Source organism: Paenibacillus castaneae (assembly GCF_002884445.1).
In the GTDB taxonomy this organism is placed as follows: Bacteria; Bacillota; Bacilli; order Paenibacillales; family Paenibacillaceae; genus Pristimantibacillus; species Pristimantibacillus castaneae.
The window spans coordinates 4,515,737-4,534,277 of the sequence record NZ_KZ614144.1; the positions used below are offsets into that span (position 1 = coordinate 4,515,737).

Sequence of the window (18,541 nt, forward strand, 5' to 3'; positions counted from 1 at the left end):
CTAGTCCGCTCTAACGGCAACGGCAAGATTTGAGAGTGTCGTCTTCCCGGCTCTTGAATACCAGCCCCAAGCCCCGCCAGGCATTTTATAGATACGAGTCGTCAACGCAGAATCGCCAATATAGAAGACGGCTACGGCATTCTCGATAATAATGGTGAACGGATATTCCACATTCGGCTCGAATGCAATTGGCACCTGTACATCAGGCTCCAGCGAGGACAGATTGTCACCGCTAGCCGCATCGTATCGGATTCGATCCTTCCCGGGCTCCAGCTGGATGCCGTACGCCTTTTCCGGCTCCTCGCCGACGCCCGTCACAAGACCGCTATACGTTACTTTCTCATCAAAGCTTACGCTGCCGGTAATCTTTGCTGTTTGGGGCATCTGATCGAAAATAATGCCGCTGACGCCTGATGAACCGTCCAGCACACGCGCTCCGTCGTCGCCTGCTACAGTCCCCAGCTTGCGGGCTTCGCCAAGCGCCGCATGCGTCGCAAACAATCGGTCGACCTCATCCGGAACCTTCACGCCGAGGGAGCCGTCCTTGCCTACGGTCATTTCGTGGGCAACCATATTGCCTGCCCAGTCCCACTTCATATAATCCTTCTCCAGTTGGCGCGTCGGCACCCAGCCAAACAAAAATCTGCGGTCCCCAAGGCTTCCCGTCTTGGCCGCATAGAAGGCTCTGCCGTCGAAAACATCCTTCTTCGGCTTCATCCAAGGACCGTCAAGCGAGTCGCTCACGCGGTAGTGCGTTGATTTCTGATTGCTGAACTCCGAGAACACAAGTACCCACTTTCCATTCATACGGAAAATGTCCGGACATTCCAGCATGAAGAACGAAGCCGATTCCTCAACGGTTAGAGGCTCTCGCACCTCCCACTTGCTCAGATCCTTGGAAGCAAACAAGGCAATCACGCCAGCGCCATCCTTACGCGCGCTGAGCAGAAGCCAGTATTCGCCTTTCTCCTCGTTATACAGCAGGAACGGATCGCGGAAATCATCCTTCTCGTAGCCTTCAGGTGCATAGAACGTATCAGCAGGCACCTTCGTCCAGCTTTTCAAATCCTTGCTGAGCGCATGCATAACTGCTTCCTTTGGCTTTCCCTCCTGCGGGAATTTCCAATTGTGTCCGGTATAGAAGGCATGATACGTATCGCCGGCTTTAATGACGCTGCCCGTCCCAAGCGCCAGGTCTTGATCAGCCTCTTGACCAAAGGGGATGGACTCCCCTTCATATGCATATTCGATTAGATTAGCTGTCGATGCCTGATGCCAGGGGTGAAAGCCAGGTGCGCCGTCTCGCCAATCCTGCAGATAGAACAAATGAATTTGTCCGTTGTCGCTAAACGGCATCACATCGCCTACCCAGCCTTCTGGTGGCTTCCAGAACAGCCGATCCTCCGCCTGCTTAACCGGCTCTGCTGTTGCAGCAAGCTCTGCCGTCGCGGATGCGCTTGGAACCGCCGTCACCGCGGGGTTCTGCGTGTTCTCTTTGCTGCAAGCACTCGCCAGCGCTGCGGTGGCAAGAGCAATCGCTGCCATCCCAACCGTTCTCGATAGCTTCTTATTCATCGTTCGTTCTCTCCTCCGCTTCAGGTGTTTATAACTATACACGCCGCCATGCATGCATGACGGCGGACAGATGACCAGCTATTTATTGCGTCAACGTAATCTTGATGCCTTCCTCTAGCAGCGCTTTCGCGGTAGCCGCGAACGTACCTACCGGCGTGCCGTCCTTAATACCTGTCAGTGCAGCTGTATTGGCATCCCAATACTTCTCGACGCCGATCGGAGCAAATAGGATTTTAGTGCCCAAATCATTCATTTGGTCCACCTTCTCTTGGCCGAACTGCTTCACATTGTTGTCTGTAGCCACTTTAAGCTCGTTCTCCGACATCATTTTGATGAAAATGGCTGCGCCCTGCGGGTTTTTCGACACCGTCGGGATCGACCAGCCGGACATGCCGCCAGGACCGACGTCTTTCGTTCCTTTAGGACCTGTAGGTACCGGTACGAAGTCTAGCTCGTAATCACTCTTGAATACGGTGAAGCCACCGAAGCCGTATTCTGCCGTCATTGCCAGCTTGCCGTTCTTGAATTCCGCGTTGAAATAGTCGCCTTCTTTGTCTTTATCGATGTATTTATCCTTCAGAAGAGCATCCTGCGTGAATTGCATCGCTTCCTTCATGTTATCCGACTCGTAATTGGTCGTAATCGAGCCATCTTCGTTATACGACAGGTTAGTAACGCCATTTGAAGCTACCATTAACGGATAACCCGCATCCCACCAGCCGAAGCCAAACTGGTCGCTCTTGCCATCACCATCGGTATCCTGTGTAAGCTCAAGAGCCGTCGAACGGAACGTATCCCATGTCCAATTGCCTTCGCTATATAGCTCGCCAGGCGTTTTTACGCCATTGTTGTCGAACAGCGTTTTGTTGTAGTAGATGACGATTGGAGCTGCTCCAACGCCAGCTGCATAATGTTTACCGCCGAACGTAAACGCTTTCGATACAGAGGAGTTCCAGAACGGATCAGACAAATCCATGTACTGGTCAAGCGGCTGAACGATCTTTTTCAGCGGATAAACCGGGAAGTTTTGGTCATTTGCCTGTGCGACGTCAACTCGGTCGCCTGCATTGACCATCGAGATCAGCATTGGTTTTTGATCGCCCCATGGCACGGCGATGACATTAACCTTACCGCCATAAGCTTGTTCGAACTGACCGACTGTTTCCCAGACGGCATCAAAAGCTGCCGGATTTGCCGCTTTATTCTGGTCATACTGTTCTTTCGAGGTATGATAAAGAATCGTGATATTGCCATCTTCAAGCTTTGGAGCATCTGACGCTGCCTCTTCCGTTACTGCAGGTTTGTTTCCATTGCTGTTCGTGCTGCCTTTAGTCGTATTATTGTCGCCGTTGTTGCTGCCTGAACAACCGGCCATGACGCTAACGAGCATAACAACAGCAGCCAGCATTATCGAGAATGATTTCTTGTTTTGGACCATATTGAATTGCCTCCCCTAATTTACGTTCATTTGTGGACATGCCTGACACCCTTGATTATTCATGGATTGTACTGCTTGACGCCAATGGTTCGGGGCCTCGCCTCCTTTCATCAGTCGATTGGCGACGCATAGGCTACTTAATCGCGCCATGCTCGATGCTGTCTGTGAAATAACGCTGCGTCACCAAATATAGAATGAACAGCGGCAGAATCGTGAGCAAAGCCCCTGCCTGTATCCTTGTCACAACGACGAGCGGGTCGCTGATCGTCTGTACATTGACAACGGATTGAAGGTCTACCCGCAGGGAAGATAATGCGATTGCGAAATTTTTCTTCAAGTTGCCGAGCAGCAGATTCGACATATAGAATTCGTTCCAATGCCAGACAAAGGAGAATAGAAACACGGTAATGATTGCGTTTTTAGCATTTGGAAGCATGACCGTAAAGAAGGTTTTGAACGGCCCGCAGCCGTCCATATAAGCCGCGTCCTCCAGTTCATTCGGCATGCCTTTGAAAAACTGTCTAAATATAAAAATGTACAAGCCCGAGCGCAGCCCCATCCCAAACATAGACGGGAGGAAGAACGCCCAGAAGCTGCCGACGAGACTGATGGAATCGGGCCCGCCCGTGACGAGCGAGGTTAGCTTCATAATGCCAAACGCATCAAAGTATTTCATATCCGCATACAAAGGCAGGATGATCGTCTGCACAGGTACGACCAGCGTCAGGATGACGAGCGTGAACAGCATGCCCGAGAAGCGAAGCTTAAATCTCGCGAAGCCATAGGCTACGAAGGCGCAGGACAATACATCCAGAATTCCACAGCCAATCCCTATGATTAAGCTGTTCTGCAGCGCGTCCCAGAAATCCATAACACGAAGCGCATCAGTGAAGTTGCTCAGCGTGAGGGTCTTAGGTACCCAGATGACGCTCGGGTCCATCGCCTCCTCCGGTCGGCGCAGCGCCATGCTCAGCATGTACAAGAGCGGATAGAGTAACTGGTACGCCAGCGCCGCAAGAAGAGAGAAACGAATGATGGAGGTCAAGGTTTTCCTTACCCGGTTCAGTTGCTTTTTCGGAAGGATTGCATTCAAATGGGGTTCCCCGCTTTCTGTTTAATCCTGCATGTAGACGATGCGTTTCTTCAGCAGCATGTAGACAGCGCCGAGGAACACGGCAATCAATATGCAATATAACCACGCCAGCGCGCTGCTGTACCCGAATCTGACCTGCGAGAATGCCGTATTGTAAATCATCAGAATAACGCTGTTGCCGTAATCCGTGAACGTATCGATAATCGTGTAGACGATATTAAGCATCATCATCGGCGTGAGCATCGGCAGCGTTATTTTCCAAAACTGCTCCCAAGGCCTCGCCCCTTCGATCGAGGATGCCTCATACAAATAACTGGGTATCGAATGAAGGCCCGCCAAGAACAGCAGCACCTGCACGCCCGAACGCCATGTTAAATCGAAAATGCGCGAGATCACATTATTGAATATTTCAATAAGCTGCGCGCCTAGGCCAAGCTCCTGCAGGATGCCGTTGATGCCGGCCCCAGTGAACAGGTAGACGCTCTCCGCTCCTCCGCGCATCCCTTGCGAGAATACATCCTCCTTCAGAATCTGCATCAGCACACCCGAAGCGATAATGACTGGGAGGAACGACACTGCGCGCATGAAGCCTCTGCCACGGAACTTGTTTTTGAGGAGCACGGCCACGAACAGACTGTACACCAGAATAAGCGGAACGCCGTAGAGCATGTTCACGAAGGAATTGGTTGCTTCCCTAATGAAGGCTGGATCTTTGAACAATGCGTATTCAAAATTGTCCCAGCCGATAAATACGCCGCGCAGCCCTTCGGGCGTCATCTCCATGTTCTGAAACGAGAAAACGAGCGAAGTGAGCAGCGGCTTCCCGAAAAACAAGATAAACCCGAGTATCCATGGCAGTACGAACAAGAATCCGTAAAGCTCTTTTTTCTTCGTGTAAGGAAAAGCCCTTAATTTTCTAATCATGCGTTCACCCCCTAACGGATGAGGTAGCCCAGCGCCGGAATGCTCTCAGCGCCAACAGCAGCCATCTCATTGTTGTAATTGACGACGGCTGACTTGCCGTTCTCGAACGTTGTGCGGTATACGCCGTCCTGCAGTTTCATGTGATTCGTAATCGCAACGCCTGCAACCTCACCCAACGCTTCGTTCAGATACTCGTATTGCTCTTTCATATCATCGTAGAGCAGATCGAAATCTGCGCTGTATAGAAAGTCGTATTCGGTATGGCTAAGTAGTGCGGAATCTCTTGCAATGAACTTGTACGCCGGGAACGTCCCGGTTTCAATCAATTTCAGCAAGTATCGCTTCGGCATGCTCGAGAGATTAATCGGCTCGCTGTATGCAGGCAGCAGCCCGCTAAGCGCGATGCTGTAGAACGGCACTTCCTCATCCTCCACATCGAAGCCGCTTGCGAACAATGGAACGTCCGACAGGCTGTCCGCATAAGGAAACGTATATGCGTTCGGCTTATCGAACATAAGACCGCCTAGATTGCTTTGCCCTTGCTTCAATCCGCTCTCCCAAGTCGTGCCCGTCACGTTTTTCGGCTGGCTGCCGCGCTTAAAGTCTGAATAAAGCATGGTACCTACCGTTTGCAAGGAGACATGCTCAAGACCGCCCTTTGCCGCGGCTGCAGTGAAACGGTTGATTGCTTCATTTACCGAGCTTGGCTTCAGCAAATACCAACGCTTTAAAGCCTTATTTTTCATTTGATCGCTTAATCTGTAGTCATACTTTAATACCGGCGCGCGGCTGATGCCTTTGGCTGTATCCGCAAACTTGCTGAAGCCGTTCCCGCCCTCGTACAATTTCACGGGATCAACGACGGGGTAGAAGGCTACGCCCTTCGCTGCCAGCTCCTTCGCCAGCTTCTTAAAGCCTTTGTCGCCGCCAAGCCTTCCTTCCGCGTCAAGCGATACAGGCACTTCTCCCTTCGCTCCGCCCGATGCCCACCCCTCAAGCCGCAGCGACAAGTTCGTCATGTTGTCTTCCTGCATTCGGCTTGCAGCTTGCTCCGCATCCTTGAAGGAAGTAAGCACCTCTACCGTATTGTAAGGAATGCCGAAGAAGGTAGCTTTTTTATTCACGCCTCCAACAAAGTCAACGAGCAGCGGAATCGGCTTACCTTCCTCCGCAGAGTTGTCGGTTCCAGGCCTCATGCCCAGCTCCTCTTGCAGGTAAGTGCGGTACCTCTGTGCCATTCCGTTGTAATCGGCGTCCGCTTCATGAAGGAAAAAATATTTCACTTCGTAATCCATGCCGCCTGTCATAGATGTCGATCCTCGCGTCACCTGCTTCTCGTTTAACGTGCCTTCCAGAAGGACGTTGGTTTCAAACTCAACCAGATTCAAGTAGCTGAATATATTGTTGTACGAATTATTTTTGCCGCTTACTTCGGCCGTGATGCCTGCCTGATAAGCGCCTTTATGGATGACGGCGACAAATGCCGATGCATTTTGCTTCATGCCATACACCGGGAGCCGAACCGTTTCCTTCTGGTCGACTTTGCTGGAATAATCGAGCGCCTCGTCGCCTCCGTATACCCGCTCGTTAAAGCTCTTATAGCTGCTTTTCATATTGTTGAAGTTAATCAATGCACCGCTGCCGTCCGGGACGAACAAATACCCTTCGTCTGCGCTGCCTGCCGCTCCGAAGAAAGGCAGCAGGCTGATATTGACCAGCTTGAATTTATCCTGCTGCTTGATGCCATCGGACACAATCACCGCCGACAAAGCATCCCCGCTGATCGTATAGCGGACAGGTACGGTAAAGCCGGCCTTCGGGAACACATAGGTAACCTCTACTCCGCCATCAACCTTGCTCCATTCCGGCTGTTTCTCCTTCACGCTTCCCGTGAAGCTGTTAAGCTGGAACGGCTTGTTCTGGTCATCCACATAATCCAGCAAAAGCTGTGATGACAAATCCATCTTTTTGGCGCCCTTGGCAAGCTTGTCGTCTACCAGGTCGACGGGGTTGCTTCGCCATATGGCTCCTGATGTCGTATCCGTTACGATCAGCTCGGCGGTAGCCGGATTATAGTCAAGCGTTAGTCTGCCGCTGTCCGCCATACGCTGGAAGCCGCCGCTTGGAGCTGCCGCCGTGCCTGCTGCGAAGCTCGTCACTAGCCCTCTCGATGAGGCGATAATGAGCAGCATTGCCATCATGAAGGCTATCATTATTCGTAATTTCAAGCTGCCCTCCCCTTTCCGATCCATGCTTTGCCTCATAAGCGGAAAAGCATTTCGTTATAAATGGTATAAACAAACACGTACATCTGTTGGAACAGTGTGTAGAACAGCATCACCAAGAAAACAACAATGGCCATTGCCGCAAATGTTAGCAGCGCAGACTGAAGTGTCTTGACTGCACCGTAGTCATGAATGGTTTGCAAGCCGATAAACATAAGCAGCGCACTCCAAACCATTGCAATCGTTGTGATATAGCCAAGAAACATGCCTTCCTCCTGCACAAGCACTCTGCTGAACAGCGTCGTAAGGATTACCGCAGCCACATAGGGTATGCTTGCATATGCGCTAACAATGGCAATCTGCTTCGCCTTTCCCTCGCCATCCATCCATGTAGCTACCGCCCAGTTCCCGGCGACCCAAAGCGCATATAGCACGATCGTCTTCGCCGCAATCAGCCAGATGTTGAGAGCGCTGAGATCAGCCAGATTAAAGGTGTAGCCTGTGCTTTGACGCTTGAAGATCGTTGCGAAAAAAAACACAAGAACAATAAGCGCCGATGCAAGAAGCGAGCCTTTGCCTTCCTCCTTAACAGCATAAAAGCTGTCAAACGGATGCAGCAGGGAGCTAAAAGGATTTAGCCGCTTCGAGGTGTTTGGTACAGAGGATGCGCTCACCTGGAAACCTCCCTTCGTCTCTTGTTCCTCGTTGCCCGAATAGCTTTATAGCCGTAATATCCGGCTAAAGCGAGAATAAACACGGTCATTATAATAGGCAGGTTGTTCCGTACGGTCTGCATGCGGATTTGACCAAAGGTGTCGGAATAGCCGGATCGATCCGTCCCTTGCCGGTAATAGACAAGCGCCTCGTCGAAGCTCCCTTCCTTTTCCAGCGCCTTTGCAATGCCGACATAAGCGATGCTGTTATTCGCATTCCGCTTGGCAACCGATTGCCAGATGACCGCAGCCTCCTCGTATAGGCCTTGGTTGTAAAGTACAGTTGCTTGCCGAACGAGGTCGCCGTATTCCGATAGCGCAAACCTAGTCACATTCCGTTTCGCCGCATCCAGTACGAGCAGCTCGCCCTTCCAATATGCGATTGCCGCTGGCTGGAGAAAGGTTCCCTTCTGATTGCCGAGCGACCCGAATACCGCTATTGGATTGCCCTCCGAATCGTATTCGAATACCCGACCTCTTGTTCGATCAAGCCCTGCGATAAAACCGTCCGCGTCAGTGCTCAGATCAACGAAGGAGGTATCCTGCTTTACGCCCTGCTTGAAGGTAAACTCCTTATCGCCAAAGTCCGCCCTTCCCTGCTGGCCCATCAGTACATTGTTGCCGAGCGGGTTCAGCTTTTTAATTTCCTCGCGTGAGTTTTTGGAAATAATCGTCGTCGTATATACGAAATTGTCCGCTCCGATATCCAGGTTCGAATATTCGATCGGAAGCAGCTTCATCATCGCAGAGCGCTGCTCCTTCGACAGCAGGTTCTTCCAGAACGTCTCCACCACAACCGCAGGCGTCACCTCCACCCGGTTGCTTCCGAAGTAGCCGGTAAATTCACCTTTGCTGTTGAACTGCATCAGTCCGTAGAATTGTCCCTCCGACAACACATAAATACGTCCAGCGTTATCAACCGCTACCTTTGTCGGCTTGAACTGAAAGCTGCTTGGAATAAGCGGATCGGTCGGCTTCTCAATGACAAGTTCCACCTTGCCGTCTGCGCTTGCCCGAATAATCCGGCCGCTATCCTTATCTGCGATATAGATCGCGCCATCGTCCGTGACGAATATACCTATTGGTGACGCAAGCGTCATTTCTTTGCCATTATCGTCGAGCTTGTCGATGATCGCTTCCGCTTCGAACCGTTCATTCAGCTTGACGATTCGTTTATTGCCTGTATCCGCAATATAAATGGCATTATGGTTGTCCACGAACATATCCTGCGGTTCACTGAATGTCCCAGCTCCAAGCTCTATGCCGGAATAGGTACGCTCCGGCAAATAGCTGGCTGGTGCCGCCTTTGATTGATCCCATTCGTTGTATACGTAGGACTGGTAAGGCGCCTCCGCCATGACCGTTGACGGCGCAGCTATTAATAAGGGGAGAAGCAGCACCGCAGCTAGCATCCTTTTCATCATCATGATTCCACCTCTAGCCTCCATCATTTAATCCCCGCAAAGGTCATCGTTTCGACAACCTTGCGCTGCAGCAGTACAAAAACGATAATTGGCGGGATCATGAGAATAACCGCTGCCGCCGATCCGGCCCCCATTCTTGCAATCGGGTCCCCCGCTACGATCTGCTCGAGCGCCATTCGAAATACTTTGAGCGATTCGCCGAATATGAGTTCCTTCGGCGCGTAGTTCCAAAGGTTAATAAATTGGAAGATGACAACCGTCATAATGGCTGGCGTCGAATTCGGCCATATGATGGAGAAGAACGTTTTGAATTCGCTCGCCCCATCGATACGCGCCGCTTCCAGAATCGCATCGGGCAATTGCTCGATGAATTGCTTCATTAAGAATAATCCGAGTGAGGCGCCGATCCATGGCAGGATCAACGCCCCGTAGGTATTCACGATGTTCATTTGGGACATGAGCACGAACTGCGGAATGAAGGTGACCTGAGGCACGAACATAAGCGCCATAACGATGACTGAGAAAATCAGATTTTTGCCTGGAAACTTATGCTTCGCAAGCGGATAAGCAGCCATTGCCGCGAACAGTACGTGCAGCACCGTGCCTACAACCGAGATAAACGCTGTGTTGAAAATATACCGGGACAGCGGCACCCACATATTCGAGGCGAGCTGGAACAAATCCGTAAAATTGTTAAGCGTCGGCCTCATGACGATCAAGCGAGGCGGGAACTGAAGCAGCTCATCAAGCGGCTTCAGCGACGTAATGATCGCGAAGATAAACGGAAAAGCGGAGAATAGGCCGAGAATCGCCACGAATCCGAATATCGCGATGTTTCCGGCAAGCGAGCGTCTCGCTTTCGCGCCGGATTTTTTTTGGGCTATCGTGAACATGGATGTCCTCCTCCGATCAAATTCCGACCTTCTGCAATATTTTCGTCACGAGTCGATTCGTGAACACCATCATGAAGAACAGTACAACCGCCATAGCGGAGGCATAGCCCATCTCATATCGGATGCTGCCGTAGTCCATGATGTGGGTAACCATCGTTTCGCCCGCGTACTCCGTACTCGGAAACCCGGCAAGCTGAATGGAAACATCCGCGACGCTGAATGAAATGACAATCTGCATCACCGCCCCGAAGATCAACTGCGGGATCATCGATGGCAGCGTAATGTACCACAGCTCTTGAAATCTGTTTTTAATGCCGTCCATTACGCCCGCTTCATAAAGGCTGCGATCGACGGTCTGCAGTCCGGCAACAAAAGCCAGAAAACTAATGCCAAGGCTCATCCACAGCTGAACGACGATCAGAATGAGCAGAATATACTCTTTATCGAGCAGCCAGGCGACTGGCTCGCTGATGATTCCGAGGCCCATCAGCATGCCGTTCAAATACCCGTAAGCATCTGGGCTGAATATGAGTCTCCACATCGGGAATACGGATACGCCGATGATCGTCGGGATATAGAACACCGTAGTCGCGATTGAGCGCAATGTCTTGGATAAATCGTTGATCATCCAAGCGACGAGGAAGCTGAGCAAGTAACTCACAGGCCCCGTAACGAACGCGAAGAACAACGTATTTTTGACCGCTATAATAAAGATGTCATCGTCAAGGAACAATCGAATGTAGTTGTACCAACCGACGAAGCGCGGCGGCTCGATCATATTGTAGTAAGTAAAACCAAGCACGATGGACAGCACGACGGGAAGAATCGTAAAGAGCAGAAAGAAAATCATGTACGGCGTCATCAGCAGATAGCTTTCCTTATGCACGCCGATCGTTTGGGCTATTGATTTTTTCATTGCTCCACCCCGAATTCATACCTTTTTCGTTTAATTTCTTCATTGATGTCCTTGTTCCAATAGAAGAGACTCTCTCTTGCGTTGCCCATTTGGAATACAACCTCGCGGAAAGCGTTATCCACGTTTCTTGACGTGTAATAGCCGCCTGGCAGCTCTGGAATTTCTTGAACCTGCTTCCACTGCTCCGTCAGCATTTCTTGTTCCGCCCTGCTCCAATTCGTCGACTCGAACGAGATTAGATTGGCTGGCACCCTTCTGCCCAGCACGCCCATTTCATTCTCCAGCTCGCTGACGAACTGGCTTTGAATTTCTGGACGGTTGAACCACTTGATGAATGTCCAGGCATCTTCTTTGTTAACCGCGTCCTTTAGAATAATCGACGCTGTTCCCGTTGCACCTGTGGAGCGATCGATCGTGCCATCCTGACGCTTCATGCCGGGAATTGGGATCATCTCCCACGTACCTGTAATTTCCGGCGCTGCCGCCGCCAAGCGGGTATACAGCTTATAGGTGGAAATGACGATTGGCATCTCGCCCGTTCGGAAACGGTTGAAATCATCCTTGTACAGCGGGTAATCATATAAGTTGTAGAAATCCGTCCATTGCTTGAAGGCAGTGTACGCCTGCGGCTCGCCGAAGCGTGTGCCGTCTTCCTTCGCATTGTAGATGCCTATTCCGTTTTGCATCAGCAGCGTCGGGAACAAATTAAGCGCCCCGATGCCTTTCGTCAGCAGCTGGAAAGCATCGAGATTCTCGTAAGGCAAGCCGATTTGCATATTATTGTTTTGCAGCACAGGAGCCACCTTGAGAAGCTCTTCCCATGTTTGCGGCGGTTCTATGCCAAGTTCCTGCAGGACATCCTTCCGGTAGAAGAGCATGAAGAATTCCTGATCATCGGGAACTGCGAAGGTGTTGCCTTTGTACTGGTAAGGAATGAACGCCGTATCCATGTACTCACTCTTCATCCCTTCGAACTCCGCATACTGATTGAGCGGAGTAAGCGCACCGCGTACCGCTAGGTTCATCGTATCACCGCGGCTCGTAAACAGGTTGACGTCCGGACCTTCCCCCGCCATAACGGCTGTCACAAGGGAGGTTCCTACTAAATTCAGATTCACGCTAATCCCGCTTTCGGGAATAAATGATTCGTCGATCAGGCGCTTGAGCACGTAGGCCTGGTCACGACCAAGGCCAGTCCATACGTCGATGGAACGCTTCGCTTCCTCGCTGCCCTCCATCGAATCGTAATTTTGCAGAAACGAACCGGCAAAGGCGCGGATTTCATGCACGATTTGCGCAATAACGCCAGCTTCCGCCTTCGGCCGTTCATAACCGTCCGAAGCTACATACAAATAATCGAGCTCTAGCGGCTGCTTCATGGCGCTGAGCATCCAATCAGCCACCGCCGTAATGTTTGTTTTATAATTTTCCAGGCGCTTCGGAATTTGGTCAGGACGGTCGATAAACCCGTTAAGCTGAAGCGCAAGCAGCTTCAAGGTGCGGGAGCCTGCGTTCGCTTGTCCCGACAGCTGATCCAATCGACTCGCTTCGTCCTTCATTTGCCCGGACAACTTTTGAAATTGCTCCAGCAAGCCCGGTACGCTTTTCTCAATTTCATAATCACGGTAGATGTCAGGATTAACGCCGGTGATCATGACGATTTTCCGGTAAATTTGATTGAGATCGTAAACCATCTGCTGTACGCTTTGCACCGACGGCGCAATGTCGCCTAGTGTAACCTCAAGCTTCAGCTCATGCTCGCCTTTCGTGAGGTAGAAAAGATATGGTTTGCCCGTCTCTTCTCCAAGCTCCGTAATATCCCATTTCAAGGCATATGGGAATCGAACCGCGTTCATTTCCTTAAACGGCACCTCTCCATCCAGCTCAAGCTTTCTTGAGACGAAGGAGCCTTTGACCTCATTCTGATGGTACCTTGCTCCGATTTTGTACCATCCATCCTCCGGCACCTCGAATTTATAGCTGATCCACTGCCCTGGCACATCCCAATTGCTGCCACCGATCGTATTAATCCGAAGCAAAGTCGGACTGTAGGGCGTCGTAAACGGCGAGGTCCGATCCGTCGTCGGGAACAAGCCCGATGCGGATTTCGCATAAGCGTGCTCCGCTTGAAACGTGATGAAGGCTTCACCGTTTCCTTTCGTTTCAATCGCGGCTTGCGAGGCTTTATAGTCCGTATAGCCTTTCACATGGGCCGCTTTCTCCAGCCTGATGTAATCGACTGCTGCGCTTTCTCTCACATTTTCTAGCTTGATGACATGCTTGCCGCTCGTTAGAAAGAGCTTCAGAGGACCATCCTCTAGCTCGCCCGCAACCGCCACCTTTGTATGCAGCCAAACCTCGCCTTCAAGCTGTTTTGGACGCAGCTCATTGCCGCCGCTCCGCTTCAGTGCACCCGGCTCATCATAGAACAATCGGTTTAGCTCGAACGGTGCATAAGGATCGGATAACGCTTCACCATCAACATAAAGCATAAATTCAATCGGCTGCCCGTTTCCTTTGTGCGGATAATAGCCGAGCGACAACTCGTAATCCGCCTCCTCCGCGACCTCTACGGTCCATTCCAGCGTCTTGCCTTCCTGCCAATCGGCGATTTGCTCCCGCCCCTTCCATTCAGGAAGAATGGTCGCAAGCGCACTTCCGGTATTCATACTTCCTGCGCCAAGAAGAACCCCGCCTGACGGCGGTTCTGCATCTGCAAGCTTGTATACGACCGCATCAGCAGTTTCTTCCTCGGAATAAGAGAACACTGCTGCCGCGCCTATTGCTGCTATAAGAAGCGAAAACATCACGGTATAAAAGATCCAATCTTTTCTCACGGCCAACCCCCGAATTCGTATTTCCCGCTCCCGCATTGCCTGTAGCGAGGGTGAATGCAATTTGAATTACTGCTGTATGAACAATATATCAAAAACAAATCCGCACTTATTTCACAATGCTCAGGATCATACTTTCAAAGTTTTTGGTTGTGCCGGATGGCGCGGTACCTACAGAATGGCAACGCTAGTGTAAGGGCTGAGCTTTTATTTCAGCCCCTCCTCATCAATCCGTACGTGGGGGGCCTCCGGGCAAACGACACAAAAAAAAGATGACCCGGCATAGCATTGAGGCCACTGAAGAACTAGCGTTGTTAATTAGTTGAAGACATGTTTCAAATCAAAAAGGCGACATTTCGTTCAAATTAGAACGGAATGTCGCCTTTTTCTGTGTTCTTTTACTTTGATTCTTTCATGAGGGTAATGATTCGTTTGAGATTAACAGAAAATATCGCCATAGCACCTTGTAATTGCATACCAATTAGACCCGAGGAAGATGCCACATAAATTTGACGGAGCATATTATCTTTAGTACGACTATATCGTAAATTCCCATATACGGGCTGAGGTTAAGAGTTTGTTGGTTTGAAATCATCCAAGACAGCACCTAGAATTATTACAGCCGTTATACAGCAAAACAGAATACCTTTCCTCGTAAAAATCGAGGAAAGGTATTCTGTTACTAAGAAATATGGACTTTTTCAGTGCCCTCCATGGCATTTCGGGTCATCTTTCTAAAATTGGCATCCAGTGTCGCAAAACGAAATGCGGGTCTGTATCGATATAGCTGGAATTTCTCCCTGTACATCGCCATTCCTCTGTCGAACTTTATCATTAAATGGAATTCCTCATGTTATTCAAACAGCTTAGCCATCAAATGAGCTAAATCCTCAGTATTACATCCTTTTACTCAAATCCAGGCTGTCGATCCGAATCCAAAAAAAAATCTTCAGCTCGTAATCGGCAAATAAGCCTTGATGCGCCAGCATGGGGGCAGCCAGACAAAAAACACTATAACGGCAAAAGAACGTGCTATTCTTTCCGAGATTACGAATCCTCAAACCGTTGCCGTTATTTATGCTTTAGAGTGGTTCTGCTCCCGATATTCCTTAGGGCTGAGGCCGTAATACTTTTTAAAGGAAGTGCTAAAGTAGCTTGAGCTCGATATCCCGACAAGCATCGCAATATCCGTCAGCTTGAGGTCGCTTTGCGCGAGCAGCTCACCCGCTTTCTTCATCCGGAGCCCCGTCAAATATTCACTGAACGTCACGCCTACATGCTGCTTGAAAAGCCCTGAAAGGTACGTTTCATTCAGGTGAAACATTGACGCAAGCGAAGCCAGCGCAAGTTCGTAGGAGAAGTTATCGTCTACGTATTTCTGAATGGCTTTGACGATAGACTGGCCGCTGGAGGTACGTGTCTTGAGGGCTTCGATCATCACGAGGCGCGCAAGCTCCTCCAGCTGATCCAAGATTTGTTCCCTGGAATGGAAATCCCCAATTGTCATCTGGCAATCCCATAGCCGTTTCTGCAGGACGGCTTCGCCTGCTTCATATTTTTTGGCAATGGAATGAAAAAGAAGCAGGATGCGTGATGCGATAAAGGTAAACGAGTACATGGGGAACTCAACGCTGCTCGGAATAATCCGCTCGATTAGAGACGAATAGGCTTTATGATCACCATTCTCAACGGATATGACCAGCTGCCTCTCGAGCTCCGGCGAGAAGGCCGCAATCAAATTCTGCACCTGCAGGCTGCCCTCTCCGTTCGTCCCATGGATGGTGCTTCGGCTCCAGGAGAGCATGCTCGAAGAATAGCCATTTTTATATTGACGGATACCGTTAACCGCTTCTCCTACACCGATAACAGAGTCGAGCTTCAAATACTTGTATATGTTCGTTTTCATTTGGCGAACCAGACGCTCCATTGCATCGATGCCTTCCACTCCATTTGAATGGACTTGCACCAGAAAGTGCATCATGGACGGGTGGCTAGCATCATAGAACGGAAATATCCCGGGAAAGGTGCTCGCCGTTTCCCGGCATAACATCTGGAATGCCATATGCAGCAAGTCCAGATGGCCTCTTTCGTCACCAAGCCTTCCAGTAGGCACGCGCATTTCCACCGTTATGAAACGGACCAGAAGCTGCTCATCGACTAAAGCTGACAGCTGCAGTTGCTCTAACCGTTCCTTTATGACCAGCAGGCTGTAGAAATCCTCTTTCACCATCCGAAGCAGCATCTGCTCCTGCAAGGCAAGCAGTTGCTCCTTTCTTTGCCGCATCTCGGCATGCTGTAGCTGCTTATCCGTCCGCTGAGCCGCAACTTCTGCCGCGAGCTTCTCAAGCAGAGCAGCCAGCTCTCGCCGTCCAACCGGTTTAAGCAAATAATCCCTTACTCCGGCCTGTATCGCTGCTTGCATATAGGTATAATCCGAATATCCGGATAATACGACGATCTTGAGTAACGGATACAATTGCTTGCACGCATTTATGAGTTCGATGCCGTCCATCTGCGGCATCCGAATATCCGTGAGGAGAACTTCGGGAAGCCTATTTTGCTTCAGGAAGGCCAGCGCCTCCTCGCCGTTCGATGCTTCCGCCACTATTTGAAATCCGAATGCCTGCCAGTCTATTTTTGCTTTTATGCTGTTTCTTACTCCCGCTTCATCATCGACGATCATTATGCTGTACACTTCTCTCACCCCTTAACTGCGGGAATGCTGATTCGGATTTCCGTACCTTCTCCGCGAGTTGAATCTATGCTGACCTCCAGCTGTTCCCCGTAGTACAGACGGCAGCGTGAAAGTACGTTTCTTAGTCCGATGCTGTCGCCTCCACTGTTCAAAATATCGATGGAATCGGCAGCGCTCAGTTCCTTCATTAGGTGCTCAACGAGATCCGCGTCCATGCCGATACCATTATCGGCCACGGACATGCAGAGCCTGTCCTGCTCGCGTTTGACACGAAGCGAGATTCTAGCGACGCCGCTTTCCTCAAAGCTGTATTTAACAGCATTCTCCACAATCGGCTGTAATATAAATTTGGCAATCAATAGCGAGCTCACCGCCAAATCCTCTTCTATATCCACTTGGAGCCGATCCTCGTATCTCAGCTGCAGAATGAATAAATAATCGCGGATATAGTTCATTTCCTCCTTCACTTTTACCAGATCGCTGTTTAAATTAAGCGAGTAGCGCATCATTTGGCCAAGCGCTTCCGTCGCATCCATTAACACGTCATTTTTTTTCACGGCAGCGAGACCTCCAATAATTTCCAACGTATTGTTGAAAAAATGAGGATTGATCTGAAGCAGCAGCGCCTTATATTCCGCATTTTTGCGCCTGAGGTTCGTTTCGAACTCCGTCTCGATTAAAAATCGCAAGCGAGTCGTCATATTCTCGAACACTCTCGTCACATAGCCCACCTCGCTATGTCCGGTCCGTACCTTTGGCATGATGCTAAACGCTTGGGCAAACTCCCCGCGCTCCACATGCTTCATTGCCCTGGCCATCGATGTAAGCGGCTTTGTAATGCCGGATGAGAGCCAATAGGCGATAAGAATAATAAGCAACAGCAGAATCAAGCTAATAAATAGCATAGTACGCCGTATTTGCTCGATTTTGACGAACAGCTCCTTCTCTGGCACCTCCCCGATCACGTACCAGTCCTGCTCCTCGAAATAGCGGTAGAACAGTAGATACGTCTCCGCATCTCTTTGAATGGGAAATACTCCGCTTGTTTCATACGTTTTTGCTGCCTTAATTTCTGTTAGTCCCGTTGATAGTATCATGAGGCTATTCTCCGGCAGCTTCTGGTCGAGCACGCTGCTTCCATCCGAAGTCAGCAAAAAAGCTTGGCCCGTCTTGCCGAAGCGTATTTTCTCTATCGCATCCCGAAGCACCGAGGTTGGATAATTGATTTTAACGAAACCCGACTTTGTAAACGATTGAAGCTGAACCAAAGGAAGCAAAAAGCTGTTCACCAATCTGGCTTTCATAATCGTGTCAGCCTGATCGGGGTCGGAATGCGCCTCCGTCCACCGTTTATCCCCATCTAGAAACCGATTGTACCAATCCCGTTCCAAATACGTCCGGTCCTGTGTCCATACCCCGCCCGTGAAATCAGAAAAAACCCCTATCGATATACCGCTCGAGTTGTTGATCGAATAGGAGGATACATAACCCATAAGCTCCTGCTTGGCAAGAAGACGCTCCTCTGCCGTGCTGTCCGGACTCATTTGAGCCGTAATCCACTGCTGCGTTACGCGGTTGCTCATAACTTGATTGCCGATTTCCTCGACTTGCGTCATCGAGGTGTTGACATGAGACCCGAATTGCTCAATGGTCTGCGATGTCGAGGTTTCTATGGATTGTCTAATCAGCTTGGCCGACTCTTCGCTAAGAACGAACACAAGCGTGATAAAGGGTACAATGAGCAATAAAGAGAAAGCCGCCATCAGTCGGCTTCTTAGTGAGAAAAACATCGGGCAGCCCCCACTTTGTCT

Annotated in this window: 12 protein-coding genes; all 12 read right to left on the reverse strand. The window is 50.3% G+C overall.

Annotated features, from left to right (window positions below):
- Nucleotides 1-1,575: a glycoside hydrolase family 32 protein gene (locus tag CEF13_RS20305; protein WP_166742673.1), complete on the reverse strand. Its 1,575-nt coding sequence runs from the start codon at nt 1,573-1,575 to the stop codon at nt 1-3.
- An 82-nt stretch (nt 1,576-1,657) separates the two neighbouring features.
- The gene (locus tag CEF13_RS20310) at nt 1,658-3,013 is read right to left on the reverse strand and encodes an ABC transporter substrate-binding protein (protein ID WP_102713427.1); all 1,356 of its coding nucleotides are present in this window, start codon (nt 3,011-3,013) and stop codon (nt 1,658-1,660) included.
- A 133-nt stretch (nt 3,014-3,146) separates the two neighbouring features.
- Complete coding sequence (locus CEF13_RS20315; RefSeq protein WP_102713429.1) at nt 3,147-4,106, reverse strand: carbohydrate ABC transporter permease; 960 nt, start codon at nt 4,104-4,106, stop codon at nt 3,147-3,149.
- Between the two features lie 21 nt (nt 4,107-4,127).
- Nucleotides 4,128-5,030, reverse strand: a complete 903-nt coding sequence (locus CEF13_RS20320; RefSeq protein ID WP_102713431.1) for a carbohydrate ABC transporter permease — start codon at nt 5,028-5,030, stop codon at nt 4,128-4,130.
- A gap of 11 nt (nt 5,031-5,041) precedes the next feature.
- Nucleotides 5,042-7,258, reverse strand: coding sequence for a DUF5696 domain-containing protein (locus tag CEF13_RS20325; RefSeq protein WP_146022741.1), 2,217 nt, complete (start codon nt 7,256-7,258; stop codon nt 5,042-5,044).
- A 32-nt stretch (nt 7,259-7,290) separates the two neighbouring features.
- Nucleotides 7,291-7,929 carry a Yip1 family protein gene (locus CEF13_RS20330; RefSeq protein WP_102713435.1) on the reverse strand — a complete coding sequence of 213 codons (639 nt, stop codon included), beginning with the start codon at nt 7,927-7,929 and terminating at the stop codon, nt 7,291-7,293.
- A complete protein-coding gene (locus tag CEF13_RS20335; protein WP_102713437.1) occupies nt 7,926-9,392 on the reverse strand; it encodes an NHL repeat-containing protein in 1,467 nt (488 codons plus the stop codon). The genes CEF13_RS20330 and CEF13_RS20335 overlap by 4 nt, the downstream gene beginning before the upstream one ends.
- Before the next feature lie 23 nt (nt 9,393-9,415).
- Nucleotides 9,416-10,285: a carbohydrate ABC transporter permease gene (locus tag CEF13_RS20340; protein ID WP_102713439.1), complete on the reverse strand. Its 870-nt coding sequence runs from the start codon at nt 10,283-10,285 to the stop codon at nt 9,416-9,418.
- A 16-nt stretch (nt 10,286-10,301) separates the two neighbouring features.
- The gene (locus tag CEF13_RS20345; RefSeq protein WP_102713441.1) at nt 10,302-11,201 is read right to left on the reverse strand and encodes a carbohydrate ABC transporter permease; all 900 of its coding nucleotides are present in this window, start codon (nt 11,199-11,201) and stop codon (nt 10,302-10,304) included.
- Nucleotides 11,198-14,038: an extracellular solute-binding protein gene (locus CEF13_RS20350; protein ID WP_166742672.1), complete on the reverse strand. Its 2,841-nt coding sequence runs from the start codon at nt 14,036-14,038 to the stop codon at nt 11,198-11,200. Before CEF13_RS20350 ends, CEF13_RS20345 begins: the two co-directional genes overlap by 4 nt.
- A 1,072-nt stretch (nt 14,039-15,110) precedes the next feature.
- Nucleotides 15,111-16,730, reverse strand: coding sequence for a response regulator transcription factor (locus tag CEF13_RS20355; RefSeq protein WP_102713445.1), 1,620 nt, complete (start codon nt 16,728-16,730; stop codon nt 15,111-15,113).
- 5 nt (nt 16,731-16,735) lie between these two features.
- Nucleotides 16,736-18,520: a cache domain-containing sensor histidine kinase gene (locus tag CEF13_RS20360; RefSeq protein WP_102713447.1), complete on the reverse strand. Its 1,785-nt coding sequence runs from the start codon at nt 18,518-18,520 to the stop codon at nt 16,736-16,738.
- Nucleotides 18,521-18,541: the final 21 nt, after the last annotated feature.